This window comes from Anaerotignum propionicum (assembly GCF_024461735.1).
Taxonomy (GTDB): Bacteria; Bacillota; Clostridia; order Lachnospirales; family Anaerotignaceae; genus Chakrabartyella.
The window spans coordinates 43,392-70,064 of record NZ_JANGAD010000010.1 but is presented as its reverse complement, the minus strand read 5'-3'; the positions used below and the strand labels follow the sequence as shown (position 1 = coordinate 70,064).

The window sequence follows — 26,673 nt, the reverse complement described above, 5'->3', positions numbered from 1 at the left end:
TATCGTAATGCCAAGCCTAGCGATTCACCTTACACCCATCCATTTTATCTACCTTATCGGTGTTTTAACCATTCTTGCAACAATGATCTTTAGGAAAGACACGCCCATCGTCTGTGTCATTTTCATATTTATTTTAGGGCTTGTTAGCAGCCGCAGTTTAGTAGGCGGAATCCAATCTATTTTTCACGCCGTACTATATGCGTCAAAGGAATTTATGGAAATCATTGCTACCATTGCATTGGTTACATCTTTATCGAAATGCCTATCTGATTTAGGTAGTGATTATTTGATGATGCGTTCCATGTCAAAAATCATGAAAAATACCTATATCGCATGGTGGATTTTGGGCATCACCATGATGATTTTCTCAATGTTTTTGTGGCCTTCCCCTGCCGTTGCATTGGTTGGTGCCATTTTAGTCCCTTTGGCTGTAAAAAAAGGATTAACTCCCCTTGCCGCAGCAATGGCAATGAACCTCTTTGGCCACGGAATTGCTTTGAGTTCTGACATAGTGATTCAAGGAGCCCCTGCAATTACTGCAGCCTCCGCAGGCATCGAACCCCAAAGTATCTTGCAGACCGGAATGCCCTTGTTTCTTACCATGAGTATTGTGACGGTGGTTTCTGCATTTCTCTTAAACAGAAAAACCATGGTAAGCCAAAACCAAAGCATATTATATACACAAAGCAGTGAAAAGGTATCTCAGCCAAAACCTTCGAAAGCAGCACTTTTTGTTGCGATTTTCACCCCTGTTGCCTTCCTCTGTGACATTATCTTTATGTTCATATATGACCTAAAAGGTGGAGACGCCACAAGTTTAGTTTCAGGGACAGCTTTACTGGTTATGATTATTTCTTCCATCATCGGCTTTAAAGAAAAAAGCTTAGAAAAAGTTACGAACTATATTAAAGATGGTTTTTTGTTTGCCATTAAAATTTTTGCTCCTGTTATCATAATCGGCGGCTTTTTCTTCTTGGGCGGTGAGGGTATTACCTATATATTAGGGGAACAATACCAAAGTGGTATTCTAAATGACTGGGCAATCTGGTTAGCCGGTATAACGCCATTAAATAAATATATGGTTGTATTCATTCAAATGGTCATCGGCGGTCTAACGGGTCTTGATGGTTCTGGTTTCTCCGGGCTACCTTTGGTTGGTGTTTTGGCAAACACTTTTGGAACAGCAGTTCAATGCTCCGTTCCCATTTTGGCAACTTTGGGGCAAATTTCTGCAATTTTTGTAGGCGGCGGCACCATTATTCCTTGGGGACTCATACCCGCTGCAGCAATTTGTAATGTTAATCCAATAGAGCTGGCTAGAAAAAACCTACTTCCCGTTGGAATTGGTTTTCTATTCACCTTTATTTTAGCTTGTATTTTAATTTAGCAATTAGGAGGCGTATACTATGTGCGGCATTGCCGGTTTTTTCAATCCAAAAAAAGATTATCTGGAACAAAAAGCCTATTACACAAAAATTCTAGAAGATATGTATACCGTTCAACGTCATAGAGGGCCCGATGACTGCGGTACCTATTTAACTTCAAACGCAGGTTTTGCTCATGCAAGGCTTTCCATCATTGACTTAAAAACGGGACATCAGCCAATTACCAGAACAATGGGCGGAGAAACCTTTGCCATTGTTTACAATGGTGAACTATATAATACCAGTGAGCTACGGGAAAACCTTCTATCCAAGGGCTGGACATTTGATACCGATTCAGATACCGAGGTTATTTTAGTCAGCTATATAGAGTATGGTGCGGATTTTGTAAAGCAGCTGAACGGTATTTTCGCCTTTGCCATTTACGATCCTTTAAAAAACATGATGTTGCTTTATCGAGATCGATCTGGCATAAAGCCACTGTTTTATTCCATTATTGATCATGAGGTTGTGTTCTCTTCTGAAATCAAGGGTATTTTTGCCTATCCAGGTATTGTACCTCAAGTTGATAAAGAAGGACTTAACGAGGTTTTCAGCATCGGCCCAGCAAAAACCTATGGCAAAGGTGTGTTTAAAGGAATTGATGAACTCCTACCGGGTTATTACATGATGTTCTCTCCCACAGGAATTCATTCAAATTGTTATTGGAAGTTAGAAAGCCACGTTCATGAAGATGATTATGCAACAACTGTAGAAAAGACTAAGGAATTGCTCATTGATTCCATCAAACGGCAAATGGTATCCCATGTTCCTATTTGTACCTTTTTATCAGGGGGTGTAGATAGCAGTTTGGTTTCCGCTGTATGCGCCGCAGAACTGGCAAAAAAAGGAGAGCAGCTAAACACTTTTTCCTTTGATTTTGTAGGAAATGAGAAATATTTTAAAGCATCCTCCTTTCAGCCTTCTCAGGATAGACCTTTTGTAGATATTATGGTGAAACACTTAAAAAGCAACCACCGCTACTTGGAATGCAGTATTCAAGATCAAACAAATTGCTTGAAAGATTCTGTAGATGCCAGAGATTTGCCGGCCATGGCAGATATTGATTCCTCTATTCTATATTTTTGTTCAAAAGTAAAACAGTACAATAAAGTGGCATTAACCGGAGAATGTGCTGACGAAATTTTTGGGGGCTATCCTTGGTTCCATAAAAAAGAATGTTTTGAAGCAAACACCTTCCCCTGGACAATGGATTTGGAAGCAAGAAAGGTTTTATTAAAGGACGATTTTATTGAATATCTTGATATGGATGATTATGTAGCAAAAACATATGCAAAATCCGTCAGTGAAACACCAAAATTAGCAGAGGATACTCCTCAAGAGGCCCGCAGAAGAGAAATTGCATATCTGAATCAAAAATGGTTTATGCAAACCCTGTTAGACCGTATGGATCGTACCAGTATGTATAGCGGATTAGAAGCAAGGGTTCCTTTTGCAGATCACAGACTAATTGAATATGTGTGGAATGTACCTTGGGAAATGAAAACAAGAAATGATGTGGTAAAGTCATTATTAAGAGAATGCGGCATTGGTTTAATTCCTGATGAGGTTTTATTCCGCAGAAAATCACCATACCCTAAAATTTATGATAAAAATTATGAAGCATTATTGGCTTCTATGGTTACAGAAATTATGGAGGATTCCTCTTCCCCTGTACTACAATTTTTAGATCGAAAAAAAGTAGAGACTTTCTTGAAAAGCCCCTCCGATTATGGAAAGCCTTGGTACGGCCAGCTTATGGCAGGCCCCCAGATGTTGGCTTATGTAGTTCAAATTAATTATTGGATGCAGAAATGGAATATTAAAGTTGTTTAACTAACTAGAATTACCTTAATTTTAAAGGGACACAAGGCTTTTCACCTTATGTCCCTTATATATGTTTACTCATTCACATCAGTAATCACGTCTACTTTATTTAAATTGGCAAGACACTCCATATAATTTTGATTGGCTATATCCCAGTTTATTACCTGCATCCAATCATCAATATAAGCACTTCTCATATAATAATGTTTTAAAAAATATGCATGTTCCCAAACATCCAATGCAATAATGGGACAATAGTTTAATAAAAGGGGGCTATTTTGGTTCGGCATCGTTATAATTCTTAATTTGCCATTGTCAAAAACCAGCCAAGTGTAACCAGAGCCAAATATCTTCAAGGCCTCCGCTTTAAAAATAATTAGGAAATTATCCAGACTTCCAAATTGCGCCGCAATCATGTCAATCAATCTTCCCTGAGGCCGCACTCCAGTTGGTGGCTGCATACCATTAAAATAAATACGATGATTATATACGCCCCCACCGTTATTCTGTATGGGTATTCGTAGCGGATCCAATAAGTAAACAGCATTTTTGATTAATTCTTCTAGGGTTAACTGCTGTAACTCGGGATAATCTTTAATTGTATTATTTAAATTATTAATATAGTTTTGCAAATACTTGTCATGGTGTATTTCCATAGTTTGTGCATCAATAAAAGGCTCCAAAGCATCATATGCATAGGGCAATGGTAAATTTACATATGGGTACTTATCATTTTCCATGGCTATCCTCACTTATCTAGTCTTACTACAAAACTATTCATCAGAAGTTGATTCTATGCTGGAAATCCTTCTGTCAAAACAAAAAACCTGTAGTGCAAAATAGCAAAACAGGTTTTGGTTTTTCTTTTTATTTCCCAGAAAATATCCTTAAGAAGCGCATTTCTTCAATTGTTGTCCAGAAAAAGTATTTCTTTATTTTGTTTTCTCAACGTAAACTTGATAATCTTCATTCCAGCCTTGATATGCTTCTTCTTTTTTATGATTAGGCAAATCATAGATACGATCAAGATATGTTCCAAACCACTGAGAAAATTTGATAGAACCACCTAAATTCATATGGCCTTGGTCATAATAGTCCACAGAAGGATCTAAATTTAACTGTTCCCTGATTTCTTCACGGTCACAATCCAAATAATCCACACCCATTTCCTTTGCAAAGCTTTCCATGGCTACACTCTGCTCATAGCTCCATGACATTTTTGGCATATGAAGCATCAATACCGGAATGCCCTTTTCCTTGCAAAGTTGTATGGTCTTTTCAATATAACTTTTCGCACTTTCGTTAAATGCAGGGGAAGCCACATCAGAAGGCATCATAAACTTTTCCGGATAGTCCAATGGCTCACCACCTCTTAAAAACACATTTCCTTTTTTAAAAGAATGCTTCATAAGAGGAGCCGGCTCTGCCTCAGCCCAATCTATTTCCTTCCAACGTTCATGATAACGAAATAGTGGAAACATATAGGAAAGCAAGGTTTGCCTGTCATCCGCCTTAGTAATCTCATTCACAATCTGCAATTTATACTTAGATAGTTTCATCCCATCCAATGCCCTTCTCAAATCACCTTCCCGCTCTGCATAATCAAAATCAAGGAAAATGTTATCACATAAAAGCACCACAAGCTCAGGCTTTTGATACTCCAGAGATTCTTCCATAAGACCATAGGTCACAGAAGGTGCCTGTAATGCCGAAGCGCGAACATAGCTGGTGAAACCTTCTTGATTCCACATTACCATTGGAGAAACCCCTCGCAACATAGGGCTGCTCCCCATAAAGAGTACATCAATGGAATCCTTTGGTTCATTATAAAAAGCATGAATTTCATCGGATTCATCATCAGGACGCCTTAAATAATCAGAGGTATTGGAAAATATGATTGAAAAAACAATTAAAAAGGCAATACACCTTGTCACAATTCTAAAACATCCTTTCATCTTAAAACCCCCTATAAATAAAGTCGGAGGCGTTATAATTCAAACCATATACGCCAAACATAATTAACGAAAAAATTGCCGCCAAATAAATAAACCAGCGGAACAATATGTTCTGCTTCGATAAGGCTTGACGAATTTGTATTCCTGATTCCTGAAGCAAGCTCACCGTCAAAAGCACTAAGGATGCCAATAGTAAAAGCCATAAATCTTGGGTATCCAGCCCTAGTTTTAATAAACCGCCGTTGATTATAATATCACTATTCCAATTTTGCAACATGGAATGCATCATATAAACAGAGGCTCCCACACCAGGTGCTCTAGTAATAATTTTGCCTAAAGCAACCAAAATTAATGTTTTTAGAACACGGAACAAGTGCCAGCTAAAGCACTCTGTGCGAATTTCAAATTTTTGTATTAGTTTTTTTAATGGCTGATCAAACAAAATTCCTAAAACGATTAATGTGCCATTGTAAAAACCAAATGCAATATATTTCCATTCTGCCCCATGCCAAATACCAATGAGGAAGAAAATGATAAACTGAGGAATTAAAACCGGCAATAATTTACCAATATAATTTCCAAAAAGCTGACGTCCCTTTTTACCCAACTTCGTAAAAAATTTTGATAAAGAAAGGGGATAAAAAACATAGTCACGGAACCATGCACCCAAGGTAATGTGCCATCTACGCCAAAAATCAGGAATACTGGTTGCCAAATAAGGCCTTTCGAAATTCTTTTCTAATTGAATACCCAATACCTGAGCAGCCCCCGTTGCAATATCAATACCGCCGGAGAAATCTCCATAAAGCTGAATGCAGTAAACCAAAGCCGCTACCGCAACATAAGTACCACCAAAGGTTTCTGGATATCCAAAAACCGTATCCACAATCACCTTTGCTCTATCTGCAATCACAAGCTTTTTAAAAGCCCCCCAAAGCATCAACTGCACACCAAACTTAACCCTCTCATAAGAAAAGCTGTTTGGGCGATAAAGCTGTTCCGCCAAATCATTATATCTGCCAATAGGACCTTGCACAATCTGGGGGAAAAAGGATATAAACAACGCAAACTTTGCTAAATTACGCTCAGGTTCATATTTTTCCCGATAAACATCAATCAAATACCCCACTGACTGAAAGGTATAAAAAGAAATTCCCAAAGGCAATAAAAAGCTATAGACAGGCATTTCCAAACCAATGGAAAAGCGCCCAAACAAAGCATTTAAATTACTGCCAACAAAACCCGAATATTTCAAAACCGCCAAAATACCTAAGTTAAAAAGCATAGTGGGAATTAAAACAGCCCGTTTCCTTTTTGTAAAATTAGCCTTCCACGCCTTTTTCTGTTCTTTATCTAATGTTCCCTTTATTGCCGCAAAATCCGCCTTATTTTTGGCAGACATATTGCCCAGCTTAAGTCCTCCAAGAAATATCGTTACTGTTGTTGCCAGCAAATAAAGAAAGTATCCTACCCCTGCAAAAAAATAAAAAATATAATTAACAACCAAAAGCGTTACCCAACGGTAACGCTTCGGGGTTAGGAAATATAAAGTGGCCGCCAATATCAGGAAAACCACAAATTGTACCGAAGTAAAAGCCATAACCCAATCTCCTTAAAAATCAATCTTCCTGCAATCTTTCTACCAAAGCCATAATCGCCTCAACAGAATTAAAGTTTTCAGGAATGATGTCCTCTGCACCTATCTCTATTTCATAAGCCTCACATAATTCACCAACCAAGGAAACGATGTCAAAGGAATCCAGCTCACCGCTGTCCACCAATTCCTTATTCCCCTCAAAATCAACGTCCGGTCTTAATTCAGCCAAAATCTTCAATAATGTTTCCATCTCTGCATTATCCTCTCTTATGTGGTTTTTATCATTACGGGTGCTACCCTGCCATCAGGCAAAAACCCGAACTTATCATACATTCGTAAAGCGGAAAGGTTGTCCGTTCTTACCCAAAGGAAAAACTTCTTAGAAATATCCTTCTGTACAAAAAACCAATCCCGCACAAGCCCCTCTCCAACACCTAAGCCCCTTGCTTCGGGCTTCACTGCAATATGCCAGAGCATACTCCCCTGCTTCATCTCTCCAAAATGCAAAAAACCCAGTAGCTTTTGGTTTTGTAGTGACACCAATACTCTCTGATTTAAGATGTCTGTTAGGAGTGCCCCCTTTGTGGGCAGTGCAGAAGAAAAAGGCTCAAAACTTTCAAGCATCAGTTGAAAAATATCCTCCATCAAATTTTCTGTAGCAAAGGTTATTTTCCTTTCTTCCGATATAACGTTTTTGGACATGAAATACATCCGTTTTCGTTCTAAATACGTTTGAAAACCAACTTTTTCCCAATCTCCTTGAGAGGGAACCCGTTCCTTGTTTGCCAAAAGCACTTCTTCCAGTATAATCGGTTCATCAACAGCAGGCAATACCTCAGGACTATTTTCCTTATCCAAAAAATAAAAAAGGCGGTAAAATTTATCTTCTTGTAGAAAAAAGTAAGCACTATCAGCAAAATCAAAACGACTGAGTTTCTCTTGTTGCACTAGCAGAAGTACCTCATCCTCAGAAAAGAAGAAGTTTGTTCTCTGTCCCTTTGAAAGTCTCTTAGCAATTTCCTGCCAAAAAGCCCAGCCATCAATCAATTTTTCTATCATAATACTCCTTTAGGCGAAGCCTGTCTATTTTTCCGTTTAAAGTATGGGGCATCTCCTCTAGCTGGTGCATCACATTGGGAAACATGTACTTTGGCACTTTATCCCTTAGCCTTTTTAGAATATAGCTTTGTGTTGCCTCACTGCCGCAATAAAACAGTACGATTTTTTGAGTTTTGCTATCATATATGCAAGCACCGTTTTCAACCAAATCGATGGAATTCACTGCCGCTTCAATCTCTCCCAGCTCGATGCGATGACCCATATGCTTTATTTGATGGTCTTTTCTCGCCAAAAAAATAATTTCGCCATATTCATTATACTTTGCCACATCACCGGTTTTATAAATTTTCTCCGGGTAGTGGGGATTTAAGGGGTTTTGAATAAAAGCTTCATCTGTCTTTTCAGAATTATTATAATATCCCGGTGCAAGACATCTGCCCCGAATACAAAGCTCACCTGTTTCCCCTTCCTTTGCCAATCGGTCACCATTTAGAATAAAGATATCTGTATTTCTGCAAGGGTATCCAATGGGTAAAGGCTCGTCATCTTCAAATTCTCTATCTACAATATAATAAGTGCAATCCACCGTTGCCTCAGTAGGGCCATAAATATTGGCAAATACTGCATTGGGATATTTTTTCCTCCACATATTATACTGCTTCGTAGGCATAATTTCTCCGCAAAAAGCAATTTTCTTCAAACACTGTGGTGCAATTTTCTCCAGCGTTCCCGTATTTGCTACAATACAAAAAGCAGAAGGCACCCAATCCACATAATTTATATTCTTTTCTCCCACATACTCCATGAGTTTTATTGGGAAAGAAAATAACTGCTTCGGAATGATTTCCATGGTCGCCCCTGTTTTTAAAACAGCATAAATATCTTTCACAGAAGAATCAAAGTAAAAGGGCGCCTGATTTCCAATGGTTTCTTTTTCGGTAATATTAAAGGTCTCCGTATACCATTCTGTCAGGTTGACAACGGAATGGTGGGTAATAATAACGCCTTTGGGTACCCCTGTTGAGCCAGAGGTAAATAAAGCATACAGGGGGTCAGCATCTATGGCAGATTTGCGAATCTTATCCAATGCTTCTTCTTCCACCTCTGTATTAGCTATTTCTTCAAACACCACTGTTTCACCTGCATATTCCAAATACTCTGCCGCCTTTTTGCTTTTTTCATCAATTAAAAGCACTTGGGGCTGTAAAGTTTGAAAAATGGATAAAATACGTTCCTTAGGCATTGTGGAATCAATGGGAGTATAAAAATTCCCACTAAAAACACAGCCCAAAAAAGCCGCCACAGACTTTGGTGTCTTTTCCATCATAATCGCCACTGGAGCATTCCTTTTTCCGTACCTTAATAAAAATGTTCCGACTCTTTTGCTTAGAGCTAAAAGCTCCTGAAAGCTAAGAGCTTCCTCTTTTCCAGCAAAGGCTATTTTTTCAGGAAATTTTTTGGTTGTTGCTTCTAAATATTCTAAAATGTTACGTATCATATTTTCTCCTCGATCCGTTACAGTTTGTTCCTTATTATCTAATAGGAATAACTCGATTTTGAGTATAGCATTTTGCTTATAACTCGTCAAGGCAAGGGAGAAAACCCGTTACTTTTTTCCAAGTATTTAAACAATAAAAGATTTTTCAGATCCAACTGTAAAATTGTTTAACCATTCATACCTGCTTTCTTAAAACAGTACTATGCTGAATAAATGCCAAAATTAAACAAGAATGACTTCTACTTATTACTAAAAAAAATTAGTTTCTATTTTATCAAATATAGACTGATTTACTGCATTTTTTTATCAACAAGGGCTTTATTCCCTCAGCACCTTGCACAATCCCCTTTTTTCTGCTATGATTTAAAAAAATGTAAAAATTTATAATTTCCTTAAAAAGGAGCTGGACCTATCATGTCAATTGAAAAAGTTCGGGCATACTTACAAGAACTGAACTGCCCTAAAGAAATTCTGGTATTTGAAACTTCCAGTGCCACCGTTGATTTGGCGGCGCAGGCGGCTGGAGTAATCCCCGCACGTATATCCAAAACACTATGTTTAATGTCAAAAGATGGCCCTATCGTCGTTGCTGTTGCAGGCGATGCCAAAATTGATAATAGAAAATTTAAGGATAGCTTTGGATTAAAGGCCAAAATGTTATCACCCGAAGAAACCTTAGAAGCCACTGGACATGCTGTAGGTGGTGTTTGCCCTTTTGCTCTGCCCCAAGGCACTAAGGCCTATGCAGATATCTCAATGAAACGTTTTGAAACAGTTTTTCCCGCCGCCGGCAGCAGTAACTCCGCCATTGAATTTACTTGTGATGAATTATTTCATTTCGGAAAATGTGTGGACTGGGTTGATATCTGCAAAGGTTGGGAAGAAGAATAGAGGTGTATTCATGAAAATTTCAACCAAAGGGCGTTACGGAATTCGTTTAATGCTCTCTTTGGCAATTAATTACGAAAAAGGAACGCTTTCTTTAAAAACCATTGCAAAAGAACAAGAAATTTCAGAAAAATATTTGGAGCAAATCATCAATCCCCTAACAAAGGCGGATTTGGTAAAAAGCTTTCGTGGTGCACAAGGGGGATATACCCTTTCAAGAAACCCCAAAGAAATTTCAGTAGGCGAGATTTTGCAAGTTTTAGAAGGGTCCCTTTCTCCTGTGGCTTGCGTTGATTCCCCTACCTGCCCAAATTCAGACAACTGCGTTTCCCTATCTTTATGGAGACGAATGAAGGATGCTTTAGACGAGGTGGTGGATAATACAACCTTAGATAGTATGGCTCAGGAATATCTTGAAAAAGAGGCAGGAAAGCGAAAAACCCACTTATAGGCACATTTAACACGAAACTATATGCTGAGGTTCTGAATGGTTTCAATGCTTAGTAATCTTTATAACAATCTCGACAACCACGAAAAGTGGTTGTCATTTTTTTATGATACTAAATCTGCTAAGGCAAATAAAAGTGGGGAATAATTCTGCACATTCTGATTTAAGAATTTTATCCTCAAAAGTCTGATTGCCCCCAACATCAATTTAAATCAGCTCGCTGGTTAATATATAAATGCTTTTGAAAATGTCTCTATTTTTCCTTAAAAGAAAAGTGCGGCTTAATTGCCGCACTCAATACTAATTGAAGTAAACACATCCAAAATATCCTGAACTTTTAGCTTGTTCTTTTCTTCCTCCATTAGATCCATAACCATACCGCCCTTATCCATCATAATCAGGCGATTTCCATACTCAACAGCGTAACGTAAGTTATGCGTAACCATCATGGCAGTCAACTTTTTTTCTTTTACCACCTTCGCCGTTAAATCCATAATGATTTCTGCCGTCTTAGGATCTAATGCGGCTGTATGTTCATCCAGAATTAAAAATTCAATGGGGGTTAATGTTGACATAATCAAAGCAGCGGCCTGTCGTTGTCCACCGGAGAGAGCTCCAACTTTTACATCCATTTTATTCTCTAAACCAAGGCCTAAAATAGAGAGCTGTTCTTTGTAAAAATTTTCTCTTGCTTTATTAATTCCAAAAGATAGCCCAAATATTTTCCCTTTATTATCCGCCAATGACATATTCTCCAGCATAGTTAAGTTCGGGCAAGTACCCACTGATGGGTTCTGATACACACGACCGATGGAACGATAGCGCTGAAAATCCTTCATCTTAGCAATATCTTTTCCTCCCACCAGTACCTCCCCGCCTTCAATGGGAATACTGCCACAAATAATATTCAGCATTGAGGTTTTTCCGCTGCCGTTGCTTCCTACAATAGAAACAAATTGCCCATCGCCCACAGTAAGATTAAACTTATCAAATAAGCACATTTCAGTAACTTGACCGGGATTATAAATTTTCGTGATATTTTTCAACTCAAGCATGTTCTGCACCGCCTTTCTTTCTGTCGCCCAAAACCAGAATAACTAAGAACAGCACAGCCATTGCCAATTTCAAAAGATTTGCAGGAAGCCCCATGCTTATTGCGACTTGAATGCAAATTTTGTAAAAAATACTGCCTGTCAAAACTGCTGTTGTTCCCTTCACAAAACCGAAACGACGAAACAAAGTGGTACCAATGATAACAGTCGCTAGGCCAAATACAACCTGCCCTGTTCCCATTGTGCTGGAGAATGATCTTTGTTCTTGGCAAACCACACTACCACAAAGGGCAACCAGTGCATTTGCAATCACAAGTCCTAAAATTTTTGTTGTGCCTTTATCCTTTGCTAAAGTAGTGACCAAAGTACTGTTATCTCCCACTGCACGTAAAAGCAATCCGCTCTTTGTCTTTAGATATAAATCCAAAAGAAGCTTCACAACTAAAGCTAACACCAAAGAAACAATAAATTTACGCATCATTAACGGCATAGAACCTAGCAATGCCATGATGGGAGCTGCATTGAAAATCGTATCAATATCCCGACCAACTGCAAGATTTGAACCGGCAATCTGTAAATTAATGGAGAATAAGGCTGTCATTGTTATAATCCCAGCCAGCAAATCTCTAACACCCAATCTAACATGGATATATCCAGTAATAAAACCTGCCATCGCTCCAATACCCGCAGAGATTAAAAGTACTAAAAAAGGATTTACACCATGAATCAAAAGCACCCCTGTGATAGCCGCTCCCAAAGGGAAGCTGCCATCCACAGTTAAGTCAGGAAAATCCAATATTTTATAGGTAATAAAAACACCATAAGATAACAATGCATAAATAAAACCCTGTGTCAGTGTACTAATCAACAAATCAACAAAAACCATTTTATAAACCTCTTTCTATCACCTTGACCCATTAGAAATAAGGGTTAGTTTGCAGCTTCAATTGCCTTCTCTGCAATGTCAGCGGGGATTTTGATACCCATATTTGCCAAAGCCTTAGAGTTAATATAAGTGTCAAAGCTTGTGATTGTTTCGTAAGGCATTTCTTCAGCTTTGGCTTCACCTTTTAAAATTTTCGCCGCCATTGCCCCTGTCTGTTTTCCTAACAAAACATAATCAATTCCGGCGGAAGCCACACAGCCTATTTTTACCTGCTCAATTTCGCTACCATAAACAGGAATACCTGCTTCGTTTGTTTTTTCTAAAATAGAAGGTAACACGCCTACCACATTATTATCTGTCAAATTCGAAATACAATCCACACCCTTGGCAATCATATTGTCAGCGGCCTGTAAAACCTCTGCCTGCTGCGTAACACCAATGGTTTCAATGGTAAATCCATAAGAAGAACCTTTTTCCTGATACTCTGCAATTGCTGATACAGAATTTGGCTCGCTTGTTGTATAAAGAATGCCAATTGTTTTTGCATCAGGCTGGAGTGTTCGAATCAGTTCAAGCTGAGCCTCAATCGGAAGCTTATCGCTTGTTCCGGTAATATTTCCTTTATCTAATTTCGCTTTTACAGGATCTGTAATTGCTGTAAAGATAACAGGAATATTTTTATCTTCTGCTGCTGCAAAACAAGCAGTTGCTGACGGTGTTGCAATTGCACACATTAAAGCTACATTATTTGCTGAAAAATTCTGAGCAATTTGTGTTGTAATATTATCGTCAAAGCCTGCATTTTGATAATCAACAGTAAAATCTTTCCCCTCTACCAAACCACTTTCCTCAAGACCTTGTAGAAAACCTTCTCTACAGTTATCTAACGAAGCATGCTGTCCATACTGTGAAATACCGATAACGGGGACATTGCCACTTGCACTATCTTTACCGGGTTGAGAACTACTGTTGCTTCCGCAACCAGAAAGTGCCACCAAACTCATTACTGTTGCCATTGTGAATGCTAAAAATTTTTTCATACTCATACACTCCCTCTTCATGTCTAATTTCAATCTAATCTCGTCTAATCTAAACTATGTAACCTTCAAGGCAGGCATTTTTTAATAAAAAAAAAGTCCTATCCCATAATACATGGGACAAGACTTACAAAATCCTGCGATACCACCCAAATTGACGAAAAATCGTCCACTCGCTCACTGTACAAAAATACAGCCCATCTGGATAACGGGTACGGATCCCGTCGGGTACTACTTGCCGAAGCTTTCGCCCGCCCTCATAAGTCCATTCACCTAGCATCCCACTGCTGCAATTTCACCATCTGCAACTCTCTTAAAGCGGATAAAAAGGCTACTTCTCTTAATCATCGGTTTCATTTTAGATACTGTAATTATAGCATGCAGTCGGTAAAAGTCAATAGTTTTTTCATTGTTTTTATAAGATAGCATGAATCCTAAAAATTATTTGAAGGTATTCAAAATTTTCAGGTTAACCTAAATACGATTTAAACTTCTGTTGAATAAAACCATCATAATTTCTATTTTATCATTTTTTTTCATCTTATATACACAAGCAAAACACAATTATTTTATTATAGAATAAACTATGCTCAATCACTCAACATCAACAATGTAAAAGCACCACCTTCACACTTCTTTGCGAAGCATCTTTACTTTTTACATACACATATCCCTCTATTAAAAAACCTCCAAGGGCTTTAGGATTCAAGGCTCGGAGGTTTTTTAATAAATATATTAACTTCTCAGTTTGTTAATGTTAAAAAGATGAACAAAATACTTCTTAGTATTTGTTTTCGTTTTCGTCATCCTCATTGTCTTGGGAGTCATCGTTCTTTTCTTCAACCCAATTTTCGTCTATATATTCCAGATCATCAAAGTTCTCTGTACCCATTGCATCAGAAAAATGATTAGACCTAGACTCTGTTGATTCCAGCAAGAATCTTGATAAAAGCTCATTTAACAATTGTGCCTGTGCTGATAATTCCTCACTTGCAGCCGCCTCTTCTTCAGCTGTTGCACTATTGGTCTGCACAACTGCTGAAATTTGCTCAACCCCAAGATTAACTTGATTTATTGAATTCGCCTGCTCATTGCTTGCGTCAGAAATATACTGAATAATCTCCGCAGATTGCTCAGCGCCTTGCACAATCTCCTGTAGTGAATTTGCAGTTATTTCAACTATTTTAATTCCCTTCTCTATTGCGCGTAATGCATTTTCAATCAGCGAAGACGTATTTTTTGCGCTTTCCGCAGATTTGCTTGCAAGATTTCTTACTTCATCGGCAACAACTGCAAATCCTCTTCCTGCATTGCCTGCTCTTGCCGCCTCCACCGCAGCATTGAGTGCTAATATGTTTGTTTGGAATGCAATGTCATCGATATTTTTTATTATCTTTCCAATTTCATTAGAAGCACGACTGATTTCATCCATAGCCTCCACCATTTGCTTCATTTGCTCTTGTCCACGCAACGTTGCATTGGAAGATTTTAAAGCAATATCTCTTGCTTTTGTGGCATTATCAGCTGTCTTCATAATCTGTGTAGAGATATCGTTAATGGTTGCAGATAGTTCTTCAATTGAGCTGGCCTGCTCTGTGGCTCCTTGAGAAAGTGCCTGAGCGCCGCTGGAAACTTGATCTGAACCGGAAGCTACCTGCTGTGCCGCCAAATTTATTTGAGATAGGGTCTCACTCATCATTTCTGTGGTTGAGATCAAAGCCTCTTTAATTGCTGCAAACTCGCCATCATAGTCTTGTTTAAACTCAAGCTTGAAGTTTCCGGTTCCTATTTGATTCAGTAATTCGGCAATTTCATCTATGTAAGCAATATAGCCTTTTAAACGCACCACTGTTTTGTCAAAAGACTCTGTAAGTATTGCCGTTTCATCATTACTCTTTATATCCAACTCGATGTCAAGATCGCCAGCTGCAATTTTATTTGAGGCTGCTGCCAATTTACGTAAGGGCAGCACAATTCGTTTTGAGGAGATATAAATTACCGCACAAAGTACCAATAAAACTATACTTAAAATGGAATACATTAACGCCTTCATCTGAACATAAGGTCTATCTACCTCTTCTTTTGAAATAGCAGAAACCACCTTCCAACCAGTATTGCCAACGGAAGAATTAAAACCGATTAGTTCTTCACCATTATACTGATATTCCACAACATCAGTAGAAACAGTTTTCATGAAATTTTTCTGAATATCATCAGCGTCAAGCTCATCCACAGATTTCATTACAAGCTCCGGATTCGGATGGTATAAAATCACATTGTTTTCTGTTATAAAACAATAGTAACCATGATCCCCCAATCGCAAGCTGCTTAAAATTGATTTCAACTGAGAAAGCAAAATATCTATGCCAACGGCACCAACCATTTCACCATTATCATAAACTGGAATTGTAACGGATACCACCAATTCACCTGTACTTGAATCTACATAAGGATCGGACAAGGATAACCCTTTCTTTTGCATCATTTTTATGAACCATGGACGTTGTGTAATCACCCAAGTTTCATCAGACACATAGTTATCCGAGCCAATGCACTGGCTGGTGTCAAGGTCCCCCAACCACACTGAAAGAATATTCATTGAATCAACACCTGCGATTTTTTTCAATTCATTTAACACCGCTGGGTAATCGGGCAAATCAGACATCTTTGTTCCATCCTTTGCCTCTAGCATAAAATTTTTAAACATTGTGCTATTGGAAGCTGTTTTTGCAATGGACTGATAGGATGAAAGATACTGACTAACCTGCCATGATGCGCTGATGGAACTTTCCTTTACAACCTGATTTGTTTGTTCGCTAATACTACTTTTTAACCGAGTAGAAACAGTAAAAATAAGAATCAAAAATAAAATCAGTGAAGGAATAAGCGTTGTAATAATCATTTTTCTTGCAATACTTTTTGTAAAAAATTTCATATCATTACCTCTTTCTCTGTTTTTCTGTCTTTTTCTGATTTCCTGCCTTACCAACGGTACCAAATAATATGTCATATTTTTGGTTCGTCTTTTGGAATACCATAAAATTATTTTATCGGAAGTATCTTTATTCTTGTAGGTCTTTAGAGGTCCCCAGCCCTACACAAATACAAACTGTTTAAACGAAAAATAGGAGAAATACTGCTGTAAAATGAAACCTTAAATAACTTATTCTAAAAAATGCTTATTTCCCCTCCTTCATCTAAAAATACTCCTATTAGATGTGATTTTCGCATAAACAGCAACAGCAACGCTGTAAAATTCTGAGCTCTTGCTCAAAATAATGATTTGCTATTGTTCTTGTTATAATAAAAAGAAAGTTTTTTGCAAGTCCTGCCATTTTAAATCTATAGCTCAGCAAGTTATAAACTTATCAAAGTATGCCAAGCATTATACATAGCTCTATAGATATTGTATGTGAACCAAAACAAATATAAAAAGGTATACTCATAAACTATCACAATTGAATTCATTATTCAATTCAATTGAGGGCAAAATAGACTTTTTTTGTCAATTTGTGGGTATTTCCCAATATTAAGACATTATTTATTTTATATAATCATATATTTTATAAAAATTATTCTGACACAAAAAACACAATATGCAAATATTATAAAATTTATTCTAAATTATTAATATAATTATACATTTTTTAGTTATTTATATTTTTTCTGTTGTTTTTATCTATTATTTTTCACATATTATTTTTCAAAAACAACATTTTAATATGCAAAACTATTAGAAATACAGCAGGTGAGTTACATTTGTATAACACTCCTTGTAATTAACAGATCAAAGTGGTTAAAATTCAATATTCAGTTATTTGAAAGCAGAAAAAAGAGACTGCAAAAGGCAGTCCCTTTTTGATTCTCACATTTCTATTTTGAAAGAAGTGCTCCAAATTTCAAAAAAATCTCATTGATTCCTTTTATCTTTTGTTTAAATAATAACAGAAGAATTCATAATTTTAATGTTAGCATTACTATCTTCTTCGTAACTATTTTATTTATTAGGAATATGAATTGCTCTTTTTTCTGCCGCCAACGCTGCCTCACGCACTGCCTCTGTTACCGTAGGATGGGCATGAATGGTCTGTATAACCTCTTCTAATGTCGCCTCTAAGCCTAGGGCTAAGGCCCCTTCACCTATCATCTCCGTAGCTCTTGGCCCCAGAATATGAATTCCTAATATCTCGTTAAATTTCTTACCATATAAAATCTTTATTGCGCCAACGCCACCGTTTGCGATCAATGCCTTACCATTAGCAAACAAAGGGAAATTTCCAACACCATAATCAATGCCCTTTTCCTTTGCGCCTTCTTCTGTTAGTCCAACACCGGCAAATTCTGGCATCGTATAAACACAGGAAGGATTTGTTTTACTGTCAAAGCCCATCTTATGACCCAAAGCATTTTCCGCCGCCAGCTCTCCTTGGACAGATGCAATATGGGCAAGCATAATCTGACCCAAACAGTCACCAATGGCATAAACATCCTTCACACTGGTCTCCATAAATTCATTCACCTGAATTTTGCCCCTATCGTGACGTATTCCTGCTTTATCCAATTGTAAAGCCGCGGTATCCGTTTTTCTGCCAACAGCAACCAAAACCTTTTCTGCCACAAAGGACTTTTTGACGCCTTTTAAATCAACTTGAACCTCTGCTTTATCACCGGATTTTCCAACGGAAAGAACCTTTGCTTCCGTCAAAATTTCAATGCCTTTTTTCTCCATCAAACCACGGAGTGTAGCGGTTAATTCACCATCCATCATTGGCAAAAGCTTGGGCAATGCCTCAACAATTGTTACCTTTGTGCCAAAGGCATTGTAAGCCGTTGCCAATTCCATGCCGATTACCCCGCCGCCGATTACCAATAGGCTTTCCGGAGGATTCTCTAAGGAAAGTGCCGATGTGGAATCAATGCAGGCAGGGTTCCCCTGCACACCGGGAATTGGAGGAATAGCAGGCACCGAACCTGTTGCAATGATAATTTTATCTCCGGTTAAAGTCTCAGTTTTTCCATCTTTCTTATTAATAGAAAGGGTTTTTGTTCCTGTAAAAGCAGCCTCCCCTTCAATAACCTTCACTTTATTCGCCTTTAATAAGCCTGTTACGCCGCCAACCAACTGATTGACAACAGCCCTTTTTTTTGCTAAGACCTGCTTCCAATCATAGCCTTCTGCCTTTACCTTAATGCCATATTCAGCGGCATGATTCATTTCCTCCATGATTTCTGCCGCGTGCAACAGCGCCTTTGTAGGGATGCACCCAACATTTAAGCAAGTTCCACCCAATCTGTTTTTCTCAATCAACGTAACATCAGCACCCAATTGTGCACCACGAATTGCGGCAACATAGCCACCGGGGCCTCCGCCAATTACGATTAAACTTATTTTTTTATCCATATCGATAAATCGGGTGACTCCATTTTGTTCAAACAGAGTCACACCGTTTCCTCCTTTATTTTATACGAAAATTAATTCAGGATTTTCCAAAAGCTCTTTCATATCCCCCAAAACTTCCCCTGCTTCTCTGCCATCAAAAACTCTATGGTCAAAGGTCAGCATCATATGCATCATGGTTCTAGGGCAGAATTCACCTTTATACTCAACAAATTTTTTCTTCGCTGTGCCAAAGCCCAAAATTCCCACCTGCGGAGGAGAAATAACAGGAGTGCCAAAGTCAATATGGAACATACCAACGTTAGTAACCGTAAAGGTTGCTCCCGATTGTTCTCCCCCTACCAGTGTGTCATCTTTTGCTCTTAATGCAAGATCACGCAGAGCCTTACTCATTTCCAGCAAGGAATACTGATCTGCATTCTTTAGTACAGGAACTACCAAGCCCTCGGCAAGGCCTACTGCCATACCCAAATTTACATAAGGATAGGAACTTATTATCTCACCATCAAAGGTGGAGTTCAGCATAGGGTGTTTTTTCAGCATTTTTACTGTTGCTAACATCAACATATCATTTACAGATATTTTGCAGCCCAAAATCTCAGCCTTTTCAACATATTTTTGGCGCATCGCCAATAAATCAGTCACATCAATTTCTGCAAATACAGTCAAGGGCGCCATGGTTTCAAAGCACTTTCTCATATTTTTTGCAATAGATTTTCTGCGTCCGCTTAAGGTTGTTTTTATAACCTCTCCTGTGGGCTGTACTGTCTTAACTTCGGGTGCTGATATAGGTGCAGTCTTAGCCGCATCTAAATATGCGTATACGTCTTTTGCAATTATTCTTCCATTAGGGCCTGTGCCCCCAACCAAAGCTAAATTCAAACCTGTACTCTTGGCGATGTTTCTTGCCAAGCCTGTTGCTCTAATATGTCCGTCTTTTGCCACAGCGTTTCCACCTTGAGGTATAGTTGTAGCCATAGATAGTGCAACGGATTTATGGCAAACCTCGCACTCATTGGCGCACATTGCCTGGCTTGCAGGTGCAGTTCCATTTAGCAAAGCATCATATGCCTCTTTTGTTAAAGCAATAAAGGCTACAGTATGACCAACCTTGACGGTTTCTCCTGTTTTTGCAACTCTATGCAAAATACCATCTGCTGTTGCCTCGCAATCCATCGTCGTTTTCTCATTTTCAAAATCAAAGATTGCCTGTCCTTTTTTAACTCTTTCTCCTTCAGCAATTTTCCATTCTCCAACAACACCTTCAATCATTGTTAAACCAGCCTTCGGCATGACTACCTCGGCCGCATCAACATTTGCAACCTCAGGAGCCTGAGAAATAACTGTCTCAGATGAATTTCCACCATTTTTCATGCTTGCGTATTCTTCTTTGCTCACCGCAATCAATGCAACCGCTACGCCAACCTTTACCACGTCCCCTGCATTTGCAATAATATGTATAATTCCATCTTCGTTTGCTTCGCATTCCATTGTGGTTTTTTCGTTTTCAAACTCCATAACCACATCACCTTTTTTTATCATTGCACCCTCTTCCACTTTCCAAGCGGAAATTGTGCCTTCAATCATTGTTAACCCAGCCTTGGGCATTACTAACTCAACACTCATATATTTTTACCCGTAACCCCCTTGGGGTTACAGTTCCCTCCTATTCTTTGGATTTTTTCTGCATCCCAATAAAACAGTGCCCCTTAAAATCAAAATAGTCTTTTCACTGTTTCCACAATCTTATCTGCATTGGGAATACAAACCAGCTCCAAGGCTACATCGTAAGGTAAAGGAACATCTAACGCTGCAACTCTCAAAACAGGACCATCTAATTCATCATACATTTCCTCTTGCATCATTGCTGCAATTTCCGCTCCAATACCACCCGTTTTATTGCCCTCTTCCACAACAATTGCACGGTGGGTCTTTTCTATGGATTTGCGGATTGTTTCCTTATCCAATGGCGCAATGGTTCTTGGATCAAGTACCTCGGCGCTAATGCCCTCCGCAGCTAATTTTTCTGCAGCCTCCAGTGCTTTTTTCACCATTAAACCAATGGCAACAATGGTAACGTCACTACCTTCTCTCTTAATATCTGCAACACCAATGGGGATTGTGTATTCTTCATCAGGAATATCTTCCTTCACCTGATATAACTGCTTATGCTCAAAGAATAGAACTGGATTGTCTGAGCGGATTGCACTTTTCAAAAGACCTTTCGCATCTGCCGCTGTGGAAGGGCTGATGATGATTAAACCGGGGGTATGCATAAATAAGCTCTCCACACAGTTGGAGTGTTCTGCACCTGCACCAAAGGCAGAACCAGCCGCCGCACGAATAACCATGGGGATTTTGTATTGATCGCCATGCATGAATCTCCATTTTGCAACGCAATGATAAATTTCACTGAATGCTACCAACAAAAAATCAGAGTACATCAATTCAATGCAAGGTCTTAAACCAACCAAAGCCGCACCTGCACCAACTCCAATAATTGATGTTTCTGAAATTGGCGTGTTTTTCACTCTATCTTCACCGAAAATTTCGTATAAACCTCTTGTAATACCGAAAATGCCGCCGTGCTGGGCAACATCCTCGCCAAACACAACAACGTTCTTGTCCTTTTCCATTTCTTCTCTTAAGGCATCCGAGATTGCCTGTCCATAAGTTACATGCATATGTGAAACCTCCTTAGATTTTTATCTATCAAATTACGCTAAAATATTTTTGAAAAGATCCTCTGCTGTTGCTTTAGGAGATGCCTCCGCAAAATGCACCGCAGCGTCCAACTCTGTATCAATATCGCTGTACATGGTTTTGATTTCAGCTTCTGTAAGAACATTGTTTTCCATCATATAGTTTTCCATCTTTTTCACGCAGTTTCTCTTTTTCTGCCACTTTTCTGTGATAGCAGGATCACGGTATTTACATTGATCCCCTTCAAAATGCCCTCTCCAACGGTAGTTTTTCGCTTCCAAAAGGGCAGGGCCATTACCAGCACGCACATACTCAGACAATTCTTTTGCCGCCTCATATACTGCCAAAACATCAGAACCATCCACTACCTTTGCAGGGATTCCATACGCAGATGCGCGGTCAGCACCGGGATTTTCTACAGCAGTGGATTCATAAATGCAAGTAGAAATTGCCCATTGATTGTTGTCCAGAACAAACAAAACCGGTAATTTCCAAGCCGCCGCCCAGTTCATTGCTTCGTGAACAGGTCCTCGGTTTGAAGTACCATCGCCATAATAGCAGTAAACAATATTATCTTTGCCTTCCATCTTTAGTTTGTAAGCAGCACCAACAGCAAAAGCCATATCGCAACCCAAAGTACCACTCATACCCAAAACACCTTTGCTGAAATCAGCAATGTGATTAACACCACCGCCACCACGGGAGTTTCCATCTTGTCTGCCTAAAATTTCTGCATATATATTGTTAAAAGGTACACCCAAAACATGGGAAATACTAACCACACGATGAGCAAGCTTAAAATAATCTCCGTCTTTTCTTGTAAAAAGTGAACCAACGTGGGTTGCTTCCTGCCCAACACCACTATGGATATGACCGGGCACTCTACCTTCTTTATAGATTGCCACTAATTTTTCTTCAGATAATCTAGTGTACAGTAAGTTTTTGTACAAATCTGTTAAGAATTCCTTTGTATAAGCCATATTTAGACCTCCTGTTAGTTTGTAAATAAATTTCTTCTTTTGTATGATTATAAGAGCAAATACCATGCCAAACTTATAATATTTGATTTTTTCACTACATTCCATGGGACGCAATCCATTCAATTCGAGGAAATATGTTGATAAAATAAAATGAATTGATTATTTATTATAAAATAAATTTGTTGGTTTCTAGAAAAAAAGTGTAGTAGAAAACCAACATGTGTTGAGTATCTACTACACTTTCTATTCAGCTTGTTCTACTTGTATTATATATTTGTACGAATTACATTGTTTTAACATTGAAACAAGGGATGATTTTTATGTACTTTTTTTTACCCCTTAAAAACATGTAGTAAAAACACTACATAATAATTAAAATTTCTCCAAATAAACATAAACTGCTTACATAAAACAGTAAGGCTGATTCTCTCATCATCCTGTCTTATGATTGCTAACAATGATATGAAAATGGAAATATCTTTACATTGCTTAAAAAACCGGCTTTATTTAATTGCATATCTTCGAATTTTATCATAAAGAATACTTCTGTCTATATCCAGTAATTCTGCCGCCTTTTTCTTATTTCCTTTTGTTTGCTTCAATGCACGTACAATTGCCAATTTTTCTGCCTCTTCCCTAGCATCACGAAGGGTAAGCGTGTTTTCTTGCTTCATTTCAGATAGATTCATTTTTAATCGTAAACGCTCAAAATCTCCTACTGATAACTCCCCTGAATTTGCATAATTGAATGCTCTTTCAATCATATTTACCAATTCACGGATGTTTCCGGGCCATTGATAACGCTCCAAAAGATCCAATGCTTTTTGATCCACCCCCAAAATATGGGAGCCAAGTTCTTCATTCAGTTTCTCAATAAAATGATTTACCAAAAGAGGGATGTCTCCTTTTCTTTGTCGCAATGGAGGTATCCTAAGCTCTACCACATTAATGCGATAATAGAGGTCATCACGAAATTTTCCTTCCTTCACCATTTCCCCTAAATCCTGATTTGTGGTAAACACGAACCGTACGTCAATTTCTTTATTTTTACCTCCAATCACCTGGATTTCTTTTTCTTGAACTACACGCAAAAGCTTTGCCTGTAGTTGAAGAGGCATGGAATTAATCTCATCTAAAAGCAACGTTCCTCCATCTGCTTGTTCAATTTTCCCTTTCTTCCCGCCCTTCAATGCACCGGTAAATGCCCCTTCCGCATAGCCAAAAAGCTCTGACTCCAATAGCGTTTCGGGAATTGCCGCACAATTTAAAATCACAAAGGGCATTTTAGCTCGTCCGCTTAAATTATGAATGGAGTGGGCAAAAAGCTCTTTCCCCGTCCCACTTTCTCCATAAATTAATATGGCGGAGCGTGTTCTTGCTGCTCTTTTTGTAAAATCAATTAATTTTCTTAACTCTTCATCTTGGGTAATAATCTGATCTATATTATATTTCGTACCGGTATTCTCAAAATAATTGTCTTTATAAAATTGTACTTGTTTATTAAGAAAACTCATTTTATTCTCTAGCTGCTTGACTGTTAAGCGGCTGCCTGTCGAAGTAAAAGCTACGCCGCCTAAAATCTCATCATCCTTACGGATTAACAGGCGATTAATTACCATTGTTTTTCCTTCATGTTCAAAAAATTCCTCCACACTTTCTTTTCCTGAACGAATCACAGCACTTAAGCTCTCATCTGGTACAAATTCATATAATTTCTTTCCGATAGGAAAAGGCTTGGGGATTTTAAATAACTCACCATATTTTTCTGTCATGTAGATAATGCGACTTTCTGTATCAACAATTACAACAACACCCAATGACTCTAAAAATTCTTTTACAATACTTTCAAAATTAATCTTTTGCCTCATCCTACAATCACCTTTCTCAAAAAGCCTGAATGAAAACCAAATAAAAAGCAAATTATATTTCTATTCTTAAACAACCACTCGTCGCAATTTTAACTTAATTTGTACCAGCGACTCATTGATTCAAGTTACTTCTTTAACGTTTGAAACTTTATTACAAATTTTAATCTTTATTATTGTTATTATATCATAAAATTTATAAACAAGTAATTTTCCATAAAAATTCATTCAACAGTCAAACTTCAGCTACAAATATCATTGATTTTTTTGCTTAATCTTTATTTGGTTGGGTATATTAATAAAAGTGAAAGGAGGGGGAAAATGCGCGCATTAGAATTTACAGAAGGAACCTCCCAATTACAGGAAATACGCTATAGTACCCATGCCATTAAGCGTCAACAGAATGGCAGAGAACAACAATTTTTCGATAGCGGACACGGTAAAACTCAAAATTCCGACTATGAACCATTGCATTATCAAGATGTATAAATAGGAATCACCCTTCGAATGAAGGGTGATTTTTAATTTAGTATTTTATATTTTAAAGCTTTAATTTATCAAACACATACTGCCCTCCAATGAAATTACAAAGCAATGATTTTTTTATCTCTTAAACAGAATAAACCACCAGCAAAGCTGGTGGTTTAAAATGTTATTGCGAAGAGAGATTATTGTTAATATTTATTCTAAAATCAACCTACCTCAATAATTGTCAGGTTTGCTTGAATTGAACCAGTACCATAGGTTACTGTTGTTCCGGTATTGTTAAATAAGTTAAATACAAGAGGTGTAGTTGTTACTGTAATTAATGCAGTGCCATTTAATTGAAGTGTTGTAACCGGTGATGGAGAAGTAGACAAAATAATATCCGATCCACCACTAATAACTCTTATACCAAAAGTAATATTTGAGGCAGTTTCAGCGCCGTCAGCATTTACCCACCAAGAGATAAAATAGTTACCTGGTGTATTAATGAAGAATGCTCCTACACCAGCATTATACGTTATATCTGTAGATGGGGCATTAATGGTTGTATCAAACAAAACATTTGTATTTGTTGCAACTGTTCCACCACTGCTGCCCTGTAACTGTACTTGTAAGCCTGATAAAGTTCCGGCCGGTCCTGGAGGGCCTTGAGGACCTTCTGGACCTTGAGGGCCTTCTGGACCTGCGGGGCCTTGTTCACCCTGGGGACCTGCGGGACCTGCTTCACCTGCGGGACCCTGTGGACCTGACGGACCTGGTTCGCCTTGAGCACCTGCGGGGCCCGGTTCACCCTGTGGGCCTGCGGGACCTGCTTCACCTGCAGGGCCTTGCGCTCCGGTTGCACCTGCGGGGCCTGTTGCACCTGCGGGACCTGGATCGCCCTGTGGACCTGCGGGGCCTGCTTCGCCCGGATCACCCTGGGGACCTGCGGGACCTGCTGGACCCTGAACACCTGCGGGGCCTGCGGGGCCAATTTCACCTGCAGGACCTTGAGCGCCTGCGGGACCTGCGGGGCCTTGAGCGCCTGCAGGACCTGCTTCACCTTGTGGACCTGCGGGACCAATTTCTCCTGCGGGACCTTGGGCACCAGTTGCTCCTGTTGCTCCTGTTGCTCCTGGAGGGCCTGCTTCACCCTGAGGACCTGCGGGGCCTGTTGCACCTGCGGGACCTGTTGCGCCAGTGGCACCTGTTGCGCCTGCGGGACCTTGTTCACCTTGTGGACCTGCGGGGCCAGTTGCTCCCGGAGGGCCCTGTGGACCTGTTGCTCCGGTGGCACCTGTTGCACCTGCAGGGCCTGCTTCGCCTTGTGGACCCTGTGGACCTGTTGCTCCCGGAGGGCCCTGGGGGCCTGCGGGGCCTTGAGGGCCTGTTGCTCCGGTGGAGCCTTGAGGGCCTTGCGGACCTACTGGACCACGGGGGCCTACGGGACCCTGGGGTCCTCGACAGCAGCAATTAGAGCCTCTACCACAATTACAACTTCCCATTCCATCAAAATCGCAATTATCATTGTAGTTATAACTCATTTATTTTCCTCCTTTTCATAATTTTAAATTTCAGCCGATACTTTTTTAAA

General features: G+C 39.0%; 21 protein-coding genes and 1 other annotated feature. Of the genes, 5 read left to right on the top strand and 16 right to left on the bottom strand.

The window, feature by feature from the left end:
• Positions 1–7 precede the first annotated feature (7 nt).
• Both NE558_RS12795 and asnB read left to right on the top strand, forming a co-directional pair.
• A complete protein-coding gene (locus NE558_RS12795; protein ID WP_256150511.1) occupies positions 8–1,387 on the top strand; it encodes a citrate transporter in 1,380 nt (459 codons plus the stop codon).
• Between the two features lie 19 nt (positions 1,388–1,406).
• Positions 1,407–3,257 (top strand): asparagine synthase (glutamine-hydrolyzing), encoded by a 1,851-nt coding sequence (asnB, locus tag NE558_RS12790; RefSeq protein ID WP_256150510.1) that lies wholly within the window; start codon positions 1,407–1,409, stop codon positions 3,255–3,257.
• Positions 3,258–3,322: 65 nt separating this feature from the next.
• Here asnB and NE558_RS12785 read toward each other — a convergent pair whose 3' ends face one another.
• From NE558_RS12785 to NE558_RS12760, 6 genes are all read right to left on the bottom strand, one after another.
• Complete coding sequence (locus NE558_RS12785; protein WP_256150509.1) at positions 3,323–3,988, bottom strand: superoxide dismutase; 666 nt, start codon at positions 3,986–3,988, stop codon at positions 3,323–3,325.
• A gap of 192 nt (positions 3,989–4,180) precedes the next feature.
• Complete coding sequence (locus NE558_RS12780) at positions 4,181–5,203, bottom strand: DUF1574 domain-containing protein (RefSeq protein WP_256150508.1); 1,023 nt, start codon at positions 5,201–5,203, stop codon at positions 4,181–4,183.
• A gap of 1 nt (position 5,204) precedes the next feature.
• On the bottom strand, positions 5,205–6,803 hold the full coding sequence (locus NE558_RS12775) for an MBOAT family O-acyltransferase (RefSeq protein ID WP_256150507.1): 1,599 nt from the start codon (positions 6,801–6,803) through the stop codon (positions 5,205–5,207).
• Between the two features lie 19 nt (positions 6,804–6,822).
• Positions 6,823–7,050, bottom strand: coding sequence for an acyl carrier protein (locus tag NE558_RS12770; protein WP_256150505.1), 228 nt, complete (start codon positions 7,048–7,050; stop codon positions 6,823–6,825).
• 17 nt (positions 7,051–7,067) lie between these two features.
• On the bottom strand, positions 7,068–7,859 hold the full coding sequence (locus NE558_RS12765; RefSeq protein WP_256150504.1) for a GNAT family N-acetyltransferase: 792 nt from the start codon (positions 7,857–7,859) through the stop codon (positions 7,068–7,070).
• Entirely contained in the window at positions 7,840–9,357 is a 1,518-nt protein-coding gene (locus NE558_RS12760) for an amino acid adenylation domain-containing protein (protein ID WP_256150502.1), read from the bottom strand. Before NE558_RS12760 ends, NE558_RS12765 begins: the two co-directional genes overlap by 20 nt.
• 414 nt (positions 9,358–9,771) lie before the next feature.
• On the opposite strand from NE558_RS12760, the gene NE558_RS12755 reads away from it, so the two are divergent.
• Entirely contained in the window at positions 9,772–10,248 is a 477-nt protein-coding gene (locus tag NE558_RS12755; RefSeq protein WP_256150501.1) for a YbaK/EbsC family protein, read from the top strand.
• Positions 10,249–10,258: 10 nt separating this feature from the next.
• Entirely contained in the window at positions 10,259–10,696 is a 438-nt protein-coding gene (locus NE558_RS12750) for an RrF2 family transcriptional regulator (RefSeq protein WP_256150500.1), read from the top strand.
• Between the two features lie 278 nt (positions 10,697–10,974).
• Here the strand turns inward: NE558_RS12750 and NE558_RS12745 are convergent, their stop codons facing one another.
• From NE558_RS12745 to NE558_RS12705, 9 genes are all read right to left on the bottom strand, one after another.
• Positions 10,975–11,748 carry an ABC transporter ATP-binding protein gene (locus NE558_RS12745; RefSeq protein ID WP_256150499.1) on the bottom strand — a complete coding sequence of 258 codons (774 nt, stop codon included), beginning with the start codon at positions 11,746–11,748 and terminating at the stop codon, positions 10,975–10,977.
• The gene (locus NE558_RS12740) at positions 11,741–12,631 is read right to left on the bottom strand and encodes an ABC transporter permease (protein WP_256150498.1); all 891 of its coding nucleotides are present in this window, start codon (positions 12,629–12,631) and stop codon (positions 11,741–11,743) included. Before NE558_RS12740 ends, NE558_RS12745 begins: the two co-directional genes overlap by 8 nt.
• 44 nt (positions 12,632–12,675) lie before the next feature.
• Positions 12,676–13,671 (bottom strand): ABC transporter substrate-binding protein, encoded by a 996-nt coding sequence (locus NE558_RS12735; RefSeq protein WP_256150497.1) that lies wholly within the window; start codon positions 13,669–13,671, stop codon positions 12,676–12,678.
• A 110-nt stretch (positions 13,672–13,781) separates the two neighbouring features.
• Positions 13,782–14,025, bottom strand: a binding site (T-box leader).
• Positions 14,026–14,449: 424 nt separating this feature from the next.
• The gene (locus NE558_RS12730; protein WP_256150496.1) at positions 14,450–16,603 is read right to left on the bottom strand and encodes a methyl-accepting chemotaxis protein; all 2,154 of its coding nucleotides are present in this window, start codon (positions 16,601–16,603) and stop codon (positions 14,450–14,452) included.
• Positions 16,604–17,665: 1,062 nt separating this feature from the next.
• Positions 17,666–19,111, bottom strand: coding sequence for a dihydrolipoyl dehydrogenase (gene lpdA, locus NE558_RS12725; RefSeq protein ID WP_330643485.1), 1,446 nt, complete (start codon positions 19,109–19,111; stop codon positions 17,666–17,668).
• 18 nt (positions 19,112–19,129) lie between these two features.
• Entirely contained in the window at positions 19,130–20,692 is a 1,563-nt protein-coding gene (locus NE558_RS12720) for a 2-oxo acid dehydrogenase subunit E2 (protein ID WP_256150495.1), read from the bottom strand.
• An 89-nt stretch (positions 20,693–20,781) separates the two neighbouring features.
• On the bottom strand, positions 20,782–21,750 hold the full coding sequence (locus NE558_RS12715) for an alpha-ketoacid dehydrogenase subunit beta (protein WP_256150494.1): 969 nt from the start codon (positions 21,748–21,750) through the stop codon (positions 20,782–20,784).
• 33 nt (positions 21,751–21,783) lie between these two features.
• Positions 21,784–22,749, bottom strand: a complete 966-nt coding sequence (locus NE558_RS12710; RefSeq protein WP_256150492.1) for a thiamine pyrophosphate-dependent dehydrogenase E1 component subunit alpha — start codon at positions 22,747–22,749, stop codon at positions 21,784–21,786.
• 503 nt (positions 22,750–23,252) lie between these two features.
• On the bottom strand, positions 23,253–24,617 hold the full coding sequence (locus tag NE558_RS12705) for a sigma-54 interaction domain-containing protein (RefSeq protein WP_256150491.1): 1,365 nt from the start codon (positions 24,615–24,617) through the stop codon (positions 23,253–23,255).
• A gap of 318 nt (positions 24,618–24,935) precedes the next feature.
• Here NE558_RS12705 and NE558_RS12700 point away from each other — a divergent pair, with 318 nt between their 5' ends.
• Entirely contained in the window at positions 24,936–25,103 is a 168-nt protein-coding gene (locus tag NE558_RS12700; protein WP_256150490.1) for a hypothetical protein, read from the top strand.
• Positions 25,104–25,306: 203 nt separating this feature from the next.
• On the opposite strand, the gene NE558_RS12695 is transcribed toward NE558_RS12700, so the two are convergent.
• On the bottom strand, positions 25,307–26,623 hold the full coding sequence (locus NE558_RS12695; RefSeq protein ID WP_256150489.1) for a collagen-like protein: 1,317 nt from the start codon (positions 26,621–26,623) through the stop codon (positions 25,307–25,309).
• Between the last annotated feature and the right edge of the window lie 50 nt (positions 26,624–26,673).